We start from the raw sequence: 17,558 nt of genomic DNA, 5'->3' as shown, positions 1-17,558 counted from the left end.
GGTTAATTGGTTTGGTGGGGGCGGGTTTATGAATATTTTGGATGTGAACCAAAGATTGTTGGTGAACCCGCCCCTACGAGATTTGGTAATACAAGGATAGCTCAAAAATACCAATATTAGTTAAGGATTAACAGGTAAGCAAATGGTAAAAGTAGAACCAACACCCTCCTGACTTTTTACGGAAATATGACCACCCATCATGAGGCAAAAACGCTGGCTAATTGCCAGTCCCAAACCGGTGCCGCCGTACTTGCGGGTGGTGGAAGCGTCTGCTTGGGTAAAGGGTTGAAAAATGTGCTGCAACTGGTCGGGAGTCATCCCAATTCCTGTATCTATACAATTAATAACTAAAAATTCTTTACTAGCAATTGAAGATTGAGAACTTGTCGCAGGTTCAGAAGTGTTTTCTTCTTTTCCTTCGCTGCTGTCACCCGCAATTTTTTCTCGGCTGGCTGTGAGGGTAATTGTACCGTTTTGAGTGAATTTGGCGGCATTGCTCAGCAAATTTAATAAAATCTGCTGCACTTTGGTAATGTCACCGTGCATCGTGCCGATATTCGTAATTTGGTGCAAGTTTAAAGTGTTGCCGTTTTTTTCAATTAGCGGCGCGGCGGTGGATGCTACTTCTTCAATCAAGGCGGCGATGTCGAAGGTTTCTAAGTAAAGATCCATGCGGCCTGCTTCGATTTTAGAAATGTCGAGAATGTCGTTAATTAGCGATAGCAAGTGTCTGCCGGAAGTGCGAATTTTGTCTAAATCTGGGGTGATTTCATCGTAACCCAATTCTGCGGTTTCTTCTTGGAGCATTTCGCTGTAGCCGATGATGGCATTCAGAGGTGTTCGCAGTTCGTGGCTCATGTTTGCCAAAAATGCGCTTTTTGCGGTGGAAGCGGCTTCGGCTGCTTCTAGGGCGAGTTGCAAGGCGGATTCAAAGACTTTTCGATCGCTAATATCCTCGACGCTGCCTTCATAGTAGAGTACCTCGCCATTGGTGTCGCACACTGCACGCGCGCTTTCGGAAATCCAAATTACCTTGCCGTCAACGCGGTAAACTTGTGACTCAAACCCCGAAACTTCTCCGAATTCTTCCATCACCCGCATAAACTTGTCGCCCTGCTGAGGATTGACGTAAGCTTGCTGTTTGATGTTGGTGAGATTTGATGTCAATTCTTCGGGAGTGGCGTAGCCATAGATGCGGGCTAAAGCTGGATTTACGCTCAAGAAGTGGCCTTCGGGGGTTCTTTGAAAAATGCCTTCGACTGCATTTTCAAAGATGCTGCGATATTTTTGTTCTGCTTGACGCAAAGCGCTTTGTGTACGATCGCGCTCGCTGGCTTCGATCGCCAATGATACCAAATCTGCCAGGGAAGCAGCAAAATTTTGTTCTTCTAATGTCCAGTTACGAGGAGTTCCCACTTGTTCGATACAGATAACTCCGACTGTTTGTCCTCCCAGCCGCACCGGCGCATCTAAGGTTGATGTAGTACCCACTTGTGAAAAGTAAGATTCGGCAAACTCTCTGGTTCTAACATCTGAGAGAGCGTCATCGGCTGCGATCGTCCGGTATTCTTCCAAAGCTTTAAAATAAGCTGGATAGTCTGCTGCTGCGAGTTCGGCACCTTGGGAATGGTGCGGGTTGCTGCGACTAAATTGGTCGAGACATTGCAGTTTCGATCGGCTTTCATCGTACAACCAAGCTCCGGCTCGTTCTGCATCTAGGGTATGAGTTGCCGCTTCGGTAATTTGCCTCAAAGCTACTTGCAAATTGCCTCGATATAACGCTTTATTTCTTGCTAATTCTACCAAAACCGTATTTTGTTTGAGCAATTGTTTTTGCCTTTGGCGTCGCGCTGATTCGGCTCGCTTCTGTTCAGTAATATCGCGGGCTACCATAATGACTGATTGTTCTGAAAGCGGTGAAATGCTGGCTGCAAAACAAACTTCGCGGTTGTCAATGGTTAAATCGTACTCAATGCTGACAGTTTGCTGAGTATCTAAAGCTGCTCGGATGTGGTTGAGAAAATTGTCTGCTGTAGCTTGCGGCAACACCTCTCCAACTGTTTTGCCCAATAATTCTTCGATGGGTTTGTAGAGCAGAGAAAGATTTGTGGGCGCGATTTTTAAATAGCGACCGCTGGCGTCCAGAACTATAATTAATTCATTCATAGCTGCAAACAAAGCCCGCAATTCTGCTTCGGCGGCTTCGAGTTCGGCAGTCCGCTCTGCTACTCGCTGTTCTAAACTAGAGTTGGTTTGTTCTAGGGCAACAAAAGACGATCGCAATTGTCTCGCCATTTGGTTGAAAGACTGAGCTAGGAGACCGAGTTCTTTGACTCCTTGAACTTCGACTTCGCCGTCTAATTCTGTGGAGGTGAAGTCGGATGATTCCGACATTTTTGTTAAAGCTTTGGAAGCTTGCAACAATCGGGTAATCGGTTTGACAACCCAGCGAGAGGTGAAAATTCCGAGTGCGATCGCCACTACGAAGGCAAAAAAGCACAATAAGATAGTTGTGCGAGTGTTAGCGTTAATTTGCTCCATAAAGTCGGCTTCCGGGATTGCGACTACAATCAGCCAATCGAGGCCGCGGCCGTCTTGCAGGGGAGCAACAGTAATGAATTGACGTTTGCCGTCTATCTCGAAGGTAAACTGTCCTTTGCTGTCAATTTGTTCAAAACTACCAAATCGTTGTTGCAAGTATGTGGAAGCCGATCGAATTAGCAAATTTTTGCTCTGTGTCGCCAACAGCCGTTCTTGTCCGTCTTGGCCGGTGACAAAGGGCAATTCGTCTGTGGAACTGGCGACTATTTCCCCGCTGCGTTCGATCGCAAAAACTTGTCCTGACGGGCTAATTTTGATGCTTTTGAGAAAATCGCTGATTTGAGAAAGAGTCAGGTCAATTGCCAATACCCCCTGCAGGCTGCCCGTTTGGCTGTAGATGGGCATCACCGGCGTAATCCCCAGAACTGGCGAGGCTGCGAAGACGTAGATGGGAGACCAAGTGGCTTTTCCTGACTGTTTGGCAGCTTGGTACCACGGTCTAGTACGGGGGTCATAGGGGACGGTTTGGATTAGCTCAGTGCGATTTCCTTGACTATCTAGGCGATAAATTTCGCGGTTTGGAGCCGTTGATTCGTCTCTGATGTATACTAAATGTTCTGCTTCTCTCTTGAGCAAGAGGAATTTTCCCTGTTCGTCGCCGTAGTAGATGGTTGTATTTCGATCGCTCAGCTTCGTCTGATTCCACAAATAGCGCTCTAAGTTGGGGAAGTCTTCCGGGTCTAAGTTGCCAGAGGCGATCGCAGCAGTATTCATTTGCAGAAATAAATGAGACACATCCCCAAAACTGCGGAAATTTTCTTTGGTTCTAGCTGCGACTTCCAAGCTTAACCTAGTAGCAAGGTCATTGACGGCTTTCTGGCCGTTGCGAAACGAAAGCCATCCAGTCACGCCGACTGCTACGGAGATTTGTACCACCAGCGGTATCAACAAGACTAGGCTTAGTGACATCTTGGGCGAGCTTTTCATCACACAACTGCTCAGACTTTTCAATAACATAAATATTGTGACACCTACCAGGTTTGTGTATCGTTTGTCGCTTAAACTGAAATGTTGCACCATTCTCAATAAGCTTTTTATGAACAGGCTTTCCGGCCTGTTCTGTCAAAGAGTGAATTTTCTGGTGGAACAGGCCGTCCAGCCTGTTAAGCGAGAATGGTGCAATATCTCAGTTAAAATCACCCTCGATATAAGTTACAACGTTGTACATACATAGTGAAGTGCAGTGACCGACTGCTCAAAACGGGGCTGAGGTTTCCACCGCTACTCTAAAAACTTGTAATATTAATCATGCCACTACTTGCCTGAATGTGGCGATCGCTCTGCAGACTCCCGATAAAAAAGCCACAGCCCGTAAAAAAAGCAACTTTAGGCCCGTGTTCCCCACCCTGGTTGTCATCAGTCATTGCCAATTATTCAATTTTTTAATCTAAACTTTTTAATCTAAAATAAGCTCACTTTCTCCGGGCCGGCTTTGTCTTCCTTACACCTGGTTAATAAAAATTTTATTTAATTTTTTCTACAGTGCCAGGACAAATGTAAAGTAGGTGACAATCGGCTGTTAAAAAATTTGCTATTAATAAGATAAGCCGCCAAAATCCCGTAGCGTAGCGGGGCGTAAGCCATCGACTACAAAGAGGATAATTGAAGCATCTGCATTTAATCAACGCCAGCAAAGTAAAGCGTTTTTGGCTTTTTTGGACGCTCGATATTTTGGCAAAATAATACTTCTGGAGGATGACATGAACTATACATTTGAAATCCTGGGCGTATCTCCAACTTTAACATTTTTTAACCAGCAGCAGGAATTGCTGCAACAACCGCAACCGTCCGGTGTAGAATACTTGGCAAACCGAAAGTGCACTCTCGATGCGTTTGTGGCATCCGTAGAGACAGTTTCTCCTAACCGCGGCTGGGATGTCGATCGAGTTGTAGACACCGTGATTAGTTTCTGGATGAACAACTCCGATAGCATCCAGTATTGGAGATACAGGCTGCAGGATGCCGGCAGCGAAAACTTGTTAGTAGCCAGAGTAGGCGATATCAAGTCTTTGCAAGCCGCCTTTGAATCGCTGCTGGGCGAATAGAAAAATCGCCAATTGCGAAAAAGTCGATCGACTTTTTCGCAAAAATCAACTCAACTGTCTATTCGCAATTCCCAATTCCCCTGATTCGCGGCACGGAAGTCGCAGATATAAAATATCTGTTTCTTCCAGCCAGCTTCTACCTTCTATCTGCCTGATGCCTTCTACCAATTTAATGTGAAGTTGCACATATCTCGATCCCCCTCGCATCCCCCTTAATAAGGGGGACTTTGAGTGGAATCTTGTCCCCCCCTTATTAAGGGGGGCTAGGGGGGATCGGATTCTACGGGGCATCATAAAAAATTGGTATTCAACATCTGGCTAATGACTAATGACTAATGACTGATTTATTCACAATTCCCAAATATTATGTCTCGTTCCAAAGCCCTGCAATCTTATATTTTTGTCCGCTTGCTCCTCGCACCGCTAATGTTGTGGACAATCACCACAGCAGTATTTTTATTGTTGCGGGCCACTCCGGGCGACCCCATAGATGCCATTCTCGGCTCACGAGCTCCCGCAGCCGCCAAAGAAGCAATGCGAACTCAACTCGGTCTCGACGCACCCCTGTGGGAGCAATATTTCAAATACATGAAAGACTTATTCAGTCTGAACTTGGGAACATCCATCACCACTCGCGGACAAACCGTGTGGCAAATTATCGGAGATTATTTCCCCGCTACAGTCGAATTAGCAGTTTGTAGCATGGCCATAGCTTTAATTGTCGGCATCAGTATCGGTTCCTTAGCAGCATCCCGCCCTAACACTATTTTCGATGCTGCAGGCCGTTTGTTTGGCATTATCACTTACTCACTGCCGGCTTTTTGGGCTGGCATGGTTTTGCAGTTGATTTTCGCAGTGCAGTTGGGATGGTTTCCCTTGGGAACTCGCTTTCCAGTCACATTCCCCGCCCCCGAAGGCTACACAGGACTATACACTATTGACAGTCTCCTGAGCGCTAACCCTGGTCAGTTTCTCACATCTTTGCATTATTTGGCACTTCCGAGTTTGACCTTGGGGATTCTTTTGAGCGGCATTTTCGAGCGCATTGTCAGAGTGAATCTCAAGCAAACTTTGCAAGCAGATTATGTCGAAGCAGCTAGAGCTAGAGGCATTCCCGAATTCCAGATTTTATGGGCTCACGCTCTGAAAAATGCACTAATTCCGGTGATTACTGTCTTAGGATTGACTTTTGCTGCACTGTTGGGCGGTGCTATTTTAACAGAGGTTACTTTTTCTTGGCCGGGGTTGGCAAATCGCCTTTACGAAGCGATTAGCTTGCGGGATTATCCAACAGTTCAAGGTATTGTGGTGTTTTTTGCAGCAATTGTCGTAATTGCCAGCATTGTAATTGATATTTTGAATGCTTACGTTGACCCGCGAATTCGCTACTAAAAATATCAAGGAAGAAGGGCAACGGATGCGCGACTGTAGCACTAAGCTGTTGTGCATTTAAATTGTATTTTGAGGGCGGGCAGGATGCCCACCCCACAAGAGTGAAAATTTATTTTACCCGGCAATTTAAAGGCGGATTAGCTTATCGGCTTTTTCTACCTGTACTTTCTGTCGGCGCGAGATGTTTTAGCCAGGGGTGGCCCTGTAGAAGCAGTTGTCAAAAAGATCGATCGGCTTTTAGAGTGACGACACTTGGCATTGTATGGGCAATACTGGAGAAAATAAACTTTAACATTTGAGGAAACGCTGATGAGATTATTGCGAACAATCGCCGCTCTATCGGCGGCCTTGACCCCACTGATGGCTGAAGCTGCCTTTAGCCGTCCCATGCCGGGAACAGCCGATTTTCCCAGAGCCTCAAACCCCCAAGTAAATGTGCCGGTTTGCTTCATCGAAACCCGAGGTGGCACAACTTTTGATTTAGTCAGCTTGTGCGGCAGCAATGCTGCTCCCCAAAACACTGCTCCGGCTGCGGGGAATGCTCCTGCAAATAACCCCAATGCAAGCACTCCGCCTCCTCCCCCGAACCCCAACGCCCTCACCAGAGATGCTGTCGGCACCCCGATAACTACTCCTGCTGGCACGGCAAATCCGAACAATCCCAACAATGCCAATCCGGGAACTTCGCCCGCAGGTACTCCTAATGCCAATCCGGGAACTTCACCCGCAGGTACTCCCAACGCCACTCCGGGAACTTCGCCCGCAGGTACTCCCAATGCCACTCCGGGAAGTTCACCGAGTACCAATCCCAATAATCTCAATCCGGGAAGTTCGCCCTATATCACTCCCAATAATCCCAATCTGGGAACTTCGCCGAATACCAATCCCAATAATCTCAATCCGGGAAGTTCACCGAGTACCAGTCCCAATAACAGTGCGTCTCCCACGGGTGGAACTGCTGGCGGCGGCAACGGCGATTTAGTGCCCAATCCCAATCTCAATCTTCCGAGAGTGCCGCCGAGTTCCTTTGGCCCTGGAGGTGTTGCACCGACTAGAGATGCGATTGATGGCCCCCGCCAGTAATCTGCGAAGTGTCAGAACTTTCATCACAGAAACCGGGTTTCTCGGAAACGTTCTCTTTGTAAGGGATATTTCAGCCGCGAGAAAGCCGGAATATTTATTTGCCTGCATAATATTGATGTCAGGTGCGATCGGCATATTTTGTAGCAGAGTAGCCAAATAAAAGTTAAGCTAAGAACTTGTAGACGCTATGGGCTAAGCACTCTTTTAGAACTGGCCAACCAGGTAGAAGCAGTGATACATAGCTAGCTTTAATCCGTAACAGGATTAGTTATCAGCACAGGTTAAAATTCTTACCAGGCGGGTGCTCGCCAGCTCCAAGTTCTCAAGCTAAACCATTCAACAGGCATATTTTTGTTAAGCCAGTGTGGTTTGGAAAGTGCCGGCTGATAACATTAGCAAGACAAAATTAACCCGATTATTCGGAGGCTCTTCATGAGCAAAATATTTGTTTTAATAAATTGGAACAAAATTGCTCTAGACCCGATCCTCTGCGTTGGCGTAGCCCCCGTAGGGGCGGGCTTCGCTAACGCACTTGAGGAGGAAATCTAGTGTCAAACTTAGTTCAACGCTTAGAAATAACCGCTCATCCGCAACTAGAAAAATCCCTCGGCTATCGAGGAGATAGTCGCTGGGTAGCTTGGCGCTGGGAACCCGACATCGACCAACTTATATCCAGCGACGGCAAAACAGTCGGCACTGGCAATAATATGGCTTGGCTGGTGTTTTTGCAGCACGATTTAGTCGATCCTGCCCTACAAGAGTACAATCTCGGCGAGGGCGATCGCTACTGGCTGCTTTTAGACACCGCAACTAGAAATCTCTACGTCGGCGAAGGGAAAACTGTTCAAAGTCTGCTAGAACAGCCGGAAAGTTTAGGTTTATTGGCTTGTCTTGATGGCGGGAATGCCGATCGACAAACGGGTGAAACTTGGCAGCAAACGCTATCTCAACTAACAGCCAAACCAGTTGTTCGCAACCTCACAAATATCCTTCCTTTCGGTATCGCGGCCGCTTTGATAGGTGCTTTAGGCATCGGAACCGGATTGTGGGTAGTACCGGCGGTGCAGCAGAAACTAGCCGAAAAAACAGCTTTTATTTCCCCAATTACTTCTGGCGCCAACTGCGGCCTTGGTGGTTCCGACGATTTTTCAGCTTATATCGGTTCCTCAAGCGGAAATAAAGAACTTCATTTAATAGGCGTTTACGAAGCTAATGCGGATCACAAGAACCGAGATTTATCAAAAAGTGCGTTAGCGAAGCCCTCGGAGAGGATCGAAGTCAAAGTAGAACGTCGAAACAAGCCAATAATTCTCGCACTTTCAGCCTACGAACCGGTGCAATGGAACATTACCGCAGAACCGGGCGCAGTAATCGAAAAAATCATTGTTAACGGATACCACAACCAAACTGTTTCAGGAGTTTCGGGCATTCCAATTGAAGAGCACAGCTACGAAGAAACCGGAGACAATCTCGGCGACTTTATGTACAAGTGGGGTGCTACCCCTGACACTTCCAATACTTCTTCCCTCGTGACTAAATTGGAACAGGGAAACAGCACCAGTTTAACTTCTTTTCAAGGATGCTACAGAGGTAAGAACTTTAGTATTAATTGAGAGTAGCGGCTGAGGGCGACAAGTTATACAATTTTCGATTTTCGATTTTCGATTAAAGAATTGGGAATAACTGATTCGATATGGGTTTAGAACTTGTTACTGTTCCGTTCTTTTTTTTAACAGGTGTTAAAATCTATCCCCTAAAATCACAAAACCCGCGTCGGCGGGTTTTTTATTGAGAGCTAAACTTATTGGCATCTCTATGGTATGATATCCCGTGGCGTCATTACCAATTCCCAATTATAACAATACTAATAGATTTCTTATGAAATACTGGTACGAAACGCTCGCCGTAGCACAGCGAATTTTAATTGAATTGGGGAGGCGGCGACGCAGCTTAGTCTTGTGGAGTATTTTTCCAATTTCTATCTTGCTAATTAACGGTTTGATTTTAAAAGAACGCGCTAATCTCACCACAGCAAAAGCCTTTGAAACTGCTGCACCTGCAAGCTTAGTAGGAGCGGCTTTATTTTTTAGCTGTCTCGGTGGTAGCGTAGCAACAGTAGTAGCAGAGCGAGAACAGCATACCCTCAAACGCTTGTTTATCTCCCCGCTGAGCGGCACTTCCTACTTTTTAGGAATTTTCCTGGCTCACAGTTGCATCGGCATCGGTCAGGTAATTTTAGTATACACGATCGCCTCTTGTTTAGGAGCACAATTTCAAGGCTCTATCCTGTTAGGATGTGCGATTATTCTGCTCAGTATAGTATCTTATGTAGGTGTAGGCTTTATTCTCGGCACCCAGTTTGCGAGGCGCACTGAAGATGTCAACTCGCTAGTAGCGGCTTTCGGCGTTCCTTTGTTGATTTTAGGAGGCGCATTTTTGCCGACTTCGCTCTTTCCCAAAAGTCTGCTGGAACTCGCCCAGTACAATCCAGTTTATCACATGAACGAAGCGCTGATGGGCGTGTGGGCTGACGGCAAAGATTTGGCTGATATTGCAGAACACTTTTGGTATTTATTCATATTTTCTATTGCCATGATTGCAGGTGGATGGCTTTCTTACCACAGGATGCTGAGAGTAGAAAGAAGACTTTAAAACTATCTCATTATGTCATAATTATTCATCTCTCTCTTCTCTTCCTCTGCGCCCTCTGCGCTCTCTGCGGTTTAATCGTTCAGAAACAACCGTAAATATATAAAATAATACGGAGAATTCAAGCAGTGCTACAAATAGAAAAGCTAAATAAGTCCTATGGCCAACGTTCAGTGCTTCAAGATTTAACACTGCACATTCAAGCTGGAGAAATTTACGGTTTGATCGGGCCAAACGGGGCGGGCAAAACTACAACGATCAATATTTTATGCAATTTGCTAAATGCCGACAGCGGCAAAGTTTCCATCAATGGCGAACCTGTTTCCGAAGCTACAAAATCCTTAATCGGTGTAGCGCCCCAAGAAAATTTGCTTTACAAAAGCCTTAGCTGCGAAGAAAACCTCAATTTTTTTGCTCAAATTTACGGCTTAGAGCGCAAACAGCGGCGCTATCAAGTAAGACACTGTTTGAAAGCAGTAAATTTAACAGATAGAGCTACAAGCCCCGTGGAAACTTTGAGCGGAGGAATGCAGCGCCGTTTGAATATTGCGGTGGCTTTGGTACACCAGCCTAAATTAGTAATTTTAGATGAACCGACAACGGGTTTAGATATTGAGGCTCGCTATGAAATTTGGGAGTTAATTCAGCGATTGCAATCCGAAGGAATTACGATTTTGCTAACAACTCACTTGTTGGATGAAGCTGAGCGGCTGTGTCAGAGAATCGGGATTTTGAAAAATGGCAGTATTGTGGCTGAGGGCAGTTTAGAAGAGTTGCAAAAACTGATTCCGGCTCAAGAAATTATCGTGGTAAAAACCGACGAAGAAGCTGAAGTAATCGCCCGCGCTCAAAAATACAGTTTCATCCCCCGCCGCTACGGTAGCGATTTGGCTTTTTGGCTGCCAGAACGTTTAGAATTAAAAGAGATTATTTTGCTGTTCGACGGGATTTCTATTGATTCAATTGCTCGGTATCCGGTGCGGTTAGAACATATTTATGTAGAAGTAACTAAACAAAGCGCACAATGATATAGTGCGACGGTCTCGCTTCTTGTGAACAGGCAAGATGCCTGTTCCACAATAAACTTAATGTCTGGTGGAACAGACATCTTGCCTGTTCTTGAAAAACTTATTGCCAATGGTGCAAGATGTGATATCTAACCAGATTTGATATTACACGGCTTTTGCCCATTCGATCCAAGTTTCCATCGGGCGGAAACCGACTGATTTGTAAAGCTTTGTCGCCCCCGTCAAACTGTCAGCATCGACGCTGAGTTTAGCTGTGTTTGCACCCGCTGCTTTCAACTTATGCAAACCAGCTAACAGCATCGCTTTTCCTAAACCCATTTTCCGAAAGTCGCGCCGCGTACCCAACAATTCAATCCAACCGTCTTTTGTGCCGCTGCGGGGGTTTTTTTGGGGTTTGATTTGACACTCGCAGAAAGCTGCAAATTTGCGTGAAGCGAAGCTATCCCTCAGGGAATCGCCCGAAACAGCAATCAAGTCTAATTCCGGCTGATAATTCGGATCTTGCATCCAATAACGCACGGTTTCCGCAGTTAAATCGTGGTGATTCCAGTGATCGATAAATGACTGGTTGAACATCTCTACCCAAGGTTGGATGTCTTGTTCTCCTGATACGTGTGTCAGCGCAAAATCTGCGGGAAATTCCGGTGTGGGAATGTGTTCGGCGAGGGATCGGGCCATTGTCCAAAAATAGCGATCGACCTCAAAGCCCTGTTTTTCTAACAGCCGCATCTCATCGGTTTTGTCCTCCCGGCTGTAGGTTCGCAATTTTGCGGGCAAATTGCGTTCTTTCGCCACTTCGCGCAGCCGTTTTTCTCCCCACTTAATTATGTCTTTTTCTAATCCTTCGCCACGGACATTTGGATGCACATAAAACCACAGACAAGCGTCTATTTCAGCCGGGGAATCTGGCATATCTAGGAGTGACAAACCGATTAGTTTGTAATTACCATCTTCCCACAACTGCACGTCGCGGGCTTGGTCGAGTTTGGGTGCATCAAGTATTAGCTTGAGTTCAGTTGCTGAGACTTCTTCGCCGAGTCGATCGACTGCTTCGCAAGCGTCGATCAAATTTGCGATCGCACACCAGTCAGTTGCGCCCTTGTAGGAGCGTGTTGTCAAGATATTCATAAAAAACTTGCAATCCGTAATTTCGGACTGTTCCTCTTAGTTGGTATTGGCAAACAAGTACAGTAATTCAGACATTTTGGACAAATGTCAGTAACAGGCTTCCCGGCCTGTTCCACAAGAAATAAATGTTCTTGTGGGGAGGGTTCGCGTGACCGCACCTAAACCGCTTTTAGTATTTGAGAATGGTGTCGATAAAACTCAGAAACCTGTTTATATCACCCAGGCTTTCAGGTTTTATCTTATAGCGCAATCATAAAAATTGGTTTGCCCTTTTGGGCTAGTTTTGTATGTGAGTTTATGGCTGGATGTCGATGAGTCGCGCTCTCTTTCGTTACCAAGCTTGGTGCTTAAGTAACTACTATTGTTTGAATAAAGTTTCTACAGCTAAGTAAAGAAGTTGTCACCCCCACCGGGTAGTTGATTTTTACTTTTGCTCTTTTTACAAGAAATCCTTTTTAAGGGATTTTTGCCTCCTCCTGTTAACTCGCCCGATCGGGGGAGGGGAGAAGTTGAACTTATTTAAAAGTTCCCTATTTCAACTATAACCTGAGCTGTTTTTTTTTGCAAGTTGGAAATCGAGGGAATCTTGCTAGTATTAACGAGGCTGGCATTTGATTGCAGGAGCGATCGGCTTTTAACCAGCCGTAACTGTAATTTTTATAACGTTTTCCCCTGAATTGAGGATTTAATTTTATCCAAACGTTAAACTAACGTTAAACTGTTTTTTACAGATTAATATGAGGTAAATATGCTCGACAACCTCGATTTAGATATCTCCCTGGATAAAGAAACCTATGATGCCAAGATAGAAATTTTAATGCAGCAGTTGCGATCGCTCCAACTGGCCTGCAGGGAAAAAAATTTGCCCGCAATCATCGTCCTCGAAGGTTGGGCCGCCGCCGGTAAAGGCGCGCTGGTCAAAAAAATGGTGGGGTATATGGATCCGCGGGGGTTTGCCGTCCACCCGATTTGGCCGCCGTCAGATGCAGAAAGGGGCTATCCTTTCCTATGGCGGTTTTGGCAGAAACTCCCCGCCCGCGGCAAAATTGGTTTTTTCTACCACAGTTGGTACACTCACATTTTAGAAGACCGATTGTTCGATCGAGTCTCCGACGCAGAAGTACCGACAGCCATCAGGCAAATCAACGCCTTCGAGCGGCAGATGGTAGATGACGGCGCAGCAATTGCCAAATTTTGGATTCACTTGAGCAAAAAAGAACTCAAGCATCGACTCAAAAAACTAGAAGACGACACCTTACAAGCTTGGCGAGTGCGACCCGAAGATTGGAAACAAGCCAAAAAATACGAAGAATACACAACTTTTGCCGAAGAAATGGTAGCCCAAACCGGCACGGGCCGCGCACCTTGGACGCTAGTAGAAGGCGATTGTCAACGCTGGGCGAGAGTCAAAGTTTTAACGCAAATGGCAGCGACAATTACCGAAGCCTTAGACAGACGAACGATGCAATCTGCACCTGTGAAATTGCCACCTCAAGAAAGCTTGCAACCCACCGAACCCGACTTGCTGGCCCAAGTAGATTTAACTCAATCGCTGTCGCCCGACGAATACAAACAGCAACTTCGCGAGGAACAAACCCGTTTTGGCAAACTACAACAAAGCATCTACGAAGAGGAAATCCCCGTGTTAGTGATGTTTGAAGGTTGGGACGCCGCCGGTAAAGGAGGAGCAATCAAACGCTTGACGGACATATTAGACCCCCGCAGTTACATCGTTAATACCTTTGGGGCCCCGACAGACGAAGAAAAAGCGCATCACTACCTCTGGCGGTTCTGGCAGCGGCTGCCGACTGCTGGTAAAATCAGCATTTGCGATCGTAGTTGGTATGGTAGAGTGCTGGTCGAGCGAGTCGAAGGATTTGCCACCGAACCCGAATGGCGCCGAGCCTATCAGGAAATCAACGAATTTGAGGAGCAACTCACCAGTTTCGGTTGTGTCTTAGTTAAATTCTGGCTGCACATCAGTCCTGACGAGCAACTAAAGCGGTTTACAGAGCGGCAAAACAATCCATTTAAACAATACAAACTCACTCCTGAAGATTGGCGGAATCGGGAAAAGTGGAATTATTATGAAGTGGCGGTGAATCAAATGATTCAGCGCACCAGCACGCCGCTAGCTCCCTGGACGCTAATTGCGGCCAATAACAAGTATTATGCTCGTGTTAAAGTAATTCAAACGGTAACGCAGGCAATTCGGAATCAACTGAAGCGCCGATAAATTGGGATTGGTGAATCGGTAACAGGTAATGGGGAAAAAAGTAGGCAGAACAAAGCAGGCTGGAATTGTCAATTCCACCTGCGGCGTGCTCGATCCATTACCAATTACCCATCAACCATTACCAGTTATCAATTACCAATTAACTGTCAGCAATCTGTGACTGGAAGTAGCGGGTTTCACCCTGCAACCAATAGTTGATAGCTGACCGGAAGCGAGCATTAGGATAAATGCGATCGGACTGCGTTATTGGCGAAAGTTAAAAACCCACCGATGCCCGTATTTCCTCCCGCAGCTAAAGTCGCGCTCGTTTCCACACTTCCGTACTAATTTATGAAGACACAGAATATTCCAAGATGCCAGAACTGTTAGCTCGCATTCTATTTCTATTCCTCCTGTTCTCACTGATCAAATCGTGGTGGGATCAATCAGGGGGCAAAGACAATCCATTATTAGATCGGCTGCGCGTTTTACTGCTGATCAGCCTTTTGATCCTAGCTTTTTTTGCACCAGACACCCCGGTCGGAGCAGCGATTTTCGGGCTCATAGCCTTCTTCTTTAAGCCGCTGGGCTTTTCCATCACGCTGCTGGTGATTGCATCGGCGCTGATCACAAACGGGGGCATCCGCAACCCGGCGCCGAGAATGATCCTGGCAGCGCTGCTAGTTTTGATCCTTTCGAGTATGCCAGTTGTCGCTTACTGGTTCGCCGAGCAAGCAGAACGGGACGCCGCCGCAGCCGTCCGCACAGCTTGCTGCGACGAAACCGCAGCGGCGATCGTCCTGCTGGGCAAGGGAACCACTCAGCCCCACATCCCCAACCGAGTGGCGATTCAACTAACAGATACAGGCAATCGCCTGCCCTATGCTGCCGTTTTGTACCGCCAAAAAGTGGCACCGATGGTCATAGTTACCGCTGGCCCCAGACCAGAGTTGGAGGGTTATGTTGGGGAAGCGAAGGATATCGAGACTTTGCTGGCAAACAACATGGGCGTGCCGCGCAGCAGTATCGTTCTCGACGATAACGGCAGCAACATACGCACCAGCGCCGAAGAAGTGAGAAAGATACTCGACAGCCGTGGCGCCCCGCGCAAAGTAATCCTGGTAACATCTGCGATTCAGATGCGCCGTGCCAGCCTCGCTTTTGCGAATATGGGAATCCAGGTGATTCCGAGGGCTACCGACTTCTACACTTTTCAACCCACTTCAGGAGGGAAATCCAGTAGACTTCGCTTAGACGCGGGAGATTTTTTGCCTAGTGCAGAAGCTTTGGTAACTACGACGCGAGTATTCGATGAATATTTCGGGTCTTTCTATTACTATTTGCGCGGCTGGCAAGCTCCCAGGGCCTAAAGTGGCAAGTTGCTGGTGTTTTTCTTAGGCAACAGCGACTGCTCCCCAGATTGGTTTAAAATCTGATGAGAATGAGACCTTTGTGGGGAGCTGTTTTTTCTCATTCCGGCGGGGTCGCCGACAATCAAGTTTGCCATAAATGCAAACAATACCCAAAAGATAACTGGCTCCCACTGGGATTTTTTGGGCGGTGCTTCTGCCGCTTTGACAGATTCAACATTGACTTTGATGTCTAGTTTGCCTTCAATTTCTTTGCCTTTGAGAACTCCGTCGCTGCACACACCCTTAAAAATCATGGGAGCGGGCTTTGGTGCTTCTGCTTTCGGTTCGTCTGCCATTTTTTTATCCTGGTTTTGGTGAATCCGGTTGGATAGTACATTCTTAAAGGTTCGGGGGTTTTCCGGACAGGATTTCGCGAACTCTGAAAGAATTAAGTTAAATATGCACCCCGCCCCTTGCTGGGGCTTCAACATAAGAATCTGAAGGCATTTCCAGCTAGTGCTGGTTTGTTTTAGATAGCAGCCTTGCCTTGAAGCTGCTACTTATATATCCGGGTGAAGGGAAGATTTTTATGCAAAGTACAGGTTTTTTATGAAAAATTTATTTGCTCCCGACGGGCCCAAAGGTCAACAGCCTTAAATAAGGTGTCCCGCATCTTGCGTTGTATTTTTCGGGCAGGCGCGACACCAGACAAAAATTTCATCAAATTATGATCTTGCCTTATCTCACCTAAGAAACGCGGTTTCTGCCAGCAGAGAGCCCAAGTGACGCAATTCGGTTAATAAACCGGGTTTCTGGCTCAATATCGCGCCAGGAATACCAATCTAAAATTTAAATCGAAATAATCGAGCGTGAATATATCCACCAGCCAACTATCTTCCCTGCAACCCGAACAACTGGAAGCTTGGGCAAAAGAGGCAATTAATCGCAGTAAATCGGGTCAAATCCCTGCGTACATACCTCTCCTAGCGCAAGCCGATCGACAAGGGTTTGCCGTGCAAATTCGGGCAATTGACGCGCAAATTATGAGCTGGGGTAGCATTGCTCAAACATTCCCGCTGATGAGTGTAGTCAAGCCTTTTGTGCTGCTTTATTTGCTGTGCGAATTGGGGGAAAAAACGGTATTTGACTGCGTTGGGTGTGAGCCTTCGCAACTGCCTTTCAATTCTTTAACTCAACTCGAAATAGACCAAGGGAAGCCGAGAAACCCGATGATTAATAGCGGGGCGATCGCCCTAGCGTCTTTGATTCCCGGTCAAAATGCTGTTGCGCGCTGTCAAAACTTGCGAACTTGGTTAAATCAACAGGCAAACAGTCAGTTATTTGTTGACGACTTAATGCTCGATTCAGTGAAGACAAATCCGAATCAAAACAATTGGAATCTCGCCTTGAAAATGGTAGAATCGGGTTGTATTCAAAACGCGGAAATTGCTTTAGAAACCTACAATCGCGTCTGCTGTTTGTCGGGAACTGTGGAGGATTTAGCTAAGCTGGGGATGGTTTTGGTAAATAGTGGCGATCGAGCAATGGGGGAAAACTGCCGTACTGTCAAAGCGCTGATGGCAACTTGCGGTTTGTATGAAGCATCGGCCCGCTTTGCGCTGCGGGTGGGGTTGCCGGCAAAGTCGGGAGTTAGCGGGGCAATGCTGTCGGTAATTCCGGGCCAGGGGGCGATCGGCTTTTACAGTCCGCCCCTGGATAAAGATGGAAATTCTATCTGTGGGTTATTTTTGTTAGAAAAAATAGCTAAAACTTTGCGGCTAAGCGTATTTGATTAGATTGGGAATTGGGAATTGGGAATTGGGAATTGGGAAACAATATAATTCCGTAGGGGCGGGTATTACGACAATATCCAATCAGTACAAACAAGCTTTATAAACCCGCCCCCACACCGCTAATAATCAACATCAACCAACACGGGCGATCGCCTGAAAAAAAAATGTATATTTCGGTTTCCCGTAGTAGGGCGGGGGCGGGTTTTTGAGATTATTTGTTTGAGGCGTAGATTGTCGAAAAACCCGCCCCTACAACCAATATTTTAATTCCC

General features: G+C 46.6%; 14 protein-coding genes. 9 read left to right on the top strand and 5 right to left on the bottom strand.

Annotation, left to right across the window (positions count from 1 at the left end; genetic code table 11):
• Positions 1 to 120 precede the first annotated feature (120 nt).
• Both QUB24_RS03430 and QUB24_RS03425 read right to left on the bottom strand, forming a co-directional pair.
• Entirely contained in the window at positions 121 to 3,510 is a 3,390-nt protein-coding gene (locus QUB24_RS03430) for a PAS domain S-box protein (RefSeq protein WP_445300380.1), read from the bottom strand.
• Between the two features lie 317 nt (positions 3,511 to 3,827).
• On the bottom strand, positions 3,828 to 3,965 hold the full coding sequence (locus QUB24_RS03425) for a hypothetical protein (protein ID WP_333150657.1): 138 nt from the start codon (positions 3,963 to 3,965) through the stop codon (positions 3,828 to 3,830).
• 336 nt (positions 3,966 to 4,301) lie between these two features.
• Here QUB24_RS03425 and QUB24_RS03420 point away from each other — a divergent pair, with 336 nt between their 5' ends.
• Complete coding sequence (locus QUB24_RS03420) at positions 4,302 to 4,646, top strand: hypothetical protein (protein WP_333150655.1); 345 nt, start codon at positions 4,302 to 4,304, stop codon at positions 4,644 to 4,646.
• 45 nt (positions 4,647 to 4,691) lie between these two features.
• Here QUB24_RS03420 and QUB24_RS03415 read toward each other — a convergent pair whose 3' ends face one another.
• Positions 4,692 to 4,832 (bottom strand): hypothetical protein, encoded by a 141-nt coding sequence (locus tag QUB24_RS03415; RefSeq protein WP_333150653.1) that lies wholly within the window; start codon positions 4,830 to 4,832, stop codon positions 4,692 to 4,694.
• A 180-nt stretch (positions 4,833 to 5,012) separates the two neighbouring features.
• Here QUB24_RS03415 and QUB24_RS03410 point away from each other — a divergent pair, with 180 nt between their 5' ends.
• From QUB24_RS03410 to QUB24_RS03390, 5 genes are all read left to right on the top strand, one after another.
• Positions 5,013 to 6,038, top strand: a complete 1,026-nt coding sequence (locus QUB24_RS03410; RefSeq protein WP_333150651.1) for an ABC transporter permease — start codon at positions 5,013 to 5,015, stop codon at positions 6,036 to 6,038.
• A 309-nt stretch (positions 6,039 to 6,347) separates the two neighbouring features.
• The gene (locus QUB24_RS03405) at positions 6,348 to 7,121 is read left to right on the top strand and encodes a hypothetical protein (protein WP_333150649.1); all 774 of its coding nucleotides are present in this window, start codon (positions 6,348 to 6,350) and stop codon (positions 7,119 to 7,121) included.
• A 548-nt stretch (positions 7,122 to 7,669) separates the two neighbouring features.
• Entirely contained in the window at positions 7,670 to 8,734 is a 1,065-nt protein-coding gene (locus QUB24_RS03400; RefSeq protein ID WP_333150647.1) for a hypothetical protein, read from the top strand.
• 265 nt (positions 8,735 to 8,999) lie between these two features.
• A complete protein-coding gene (locus tag QUB24_RS03395) occupies positions 9,000 to 9,773 on the top strand; it encodes an ABC transporter permease (RefSeq protein ID WP_333150645.1) in 774 nt (257 codons plus the stop codon).
• Between the two features lie 125 nt (positions 9,774 to 9,898).
• Positions 9,899 to 10,798 (top strand): ABC transporter ATP-binding protein, encoded by a 900-nt coding sequence (locus QUB24_RS03390; RefSeq protein WP_333150643.1) that lies wholly within the window; start codon positions 9,899 to 9,901, stop codon positions 10,796 to 10,798.
• A 144-nt stretch (positions 10,799 to 10,942) separates the two neighbouring features.
• On the opposite strand, the gene QUB24_RS03385 is transcribed toward QUB24_RS03390, so the two are convergent.
• Positions 10,943 to 11,926, bottom strand: a complete 984-nt coding sequence (locus QUB24_RS03385) for a GNAT family N-acetyltransferase (RefSeq protein ID WP_333150641.1) — start codon at positions 11,924 to 11,926, stop codon at positions 10,943 to 10,945.
• Between the two features lie 748 nt (positions 11,927 to 12,674).
• Here QUB24_RS03385 and pap point away from each other — a divergent pair.
• Positions 12,675 to 14,162 carry a polyphosphate:AMP phosphotransferase gene (gene pap / locus QUB24_RS03380; protein WP_333150639.1) on the top strand — a complete coding sequence of 496 codons (1,488 nt, stop codon included), beginning with the start codon at positions 12,675 to 12,677 and terminating at the stop codon, positions 14,160 to 14,162.
• A 353-nt stretch (positions 14,163 to 14,515) separates the two neighbouring features.
• Positions 14,516 to 15,511 (top strand): YdcF family protein, encoded by a 996-nt coding sequence (locus tag QUB24_RS03375; protein WP_333150637.1) that lies wholly within the window; start codon positions 14,516 to 14,518, stop codon positions 15,509 to 15,511.
• Here QUB24_RS03375 and QUB24_RS03370 read toward each other — a convergent pair.
• A complete protein-coding gene (locus tag QUB24_RS03370) occupies positions 15,508 to 15,849 on the bottom strand; it encodes a hypothetical protein (RefSeq protein WP_333150635.1) in 342 nt (113 codons plus the stop codon). The two genes, QUB24_RS03375 and QUB24_RS03370, sit on opposite strands and share 4 nt — an antisense overlap.
• Before the next feature lie 513 nt (positions 15,850 to 16,362).
• On the opposite strand from QUB24_RS03370, the gene glsA reads away from it, so the two are divergent.
• Complete coding sequence (glsA, locus tag QUB24_RS03365) at positions 16,363 to 17,289, top strand: glutaminase A (RefSeq protein ID WP_333150633.1); 927 nt, start codon at positions 16,363 to 16,365, stop codon at positions 17,287 to 17,289.
• Positions 17,290 to 17,558: the final 269 nt, after the last annotated feature.

The organism is Microcoleus sp. B9-D4, from assembly GCF_036705105.1.
GTDB lineage: Bacteria > Cyanobacteriota > Cyanobacteriia > Cyanobacteriales > Microcoleaceae > Microcoleus.
Note: the sequence above shows the minus strand (reverse complement) of the source record. Positions and strands in the feature narration are given on the sequence as shown.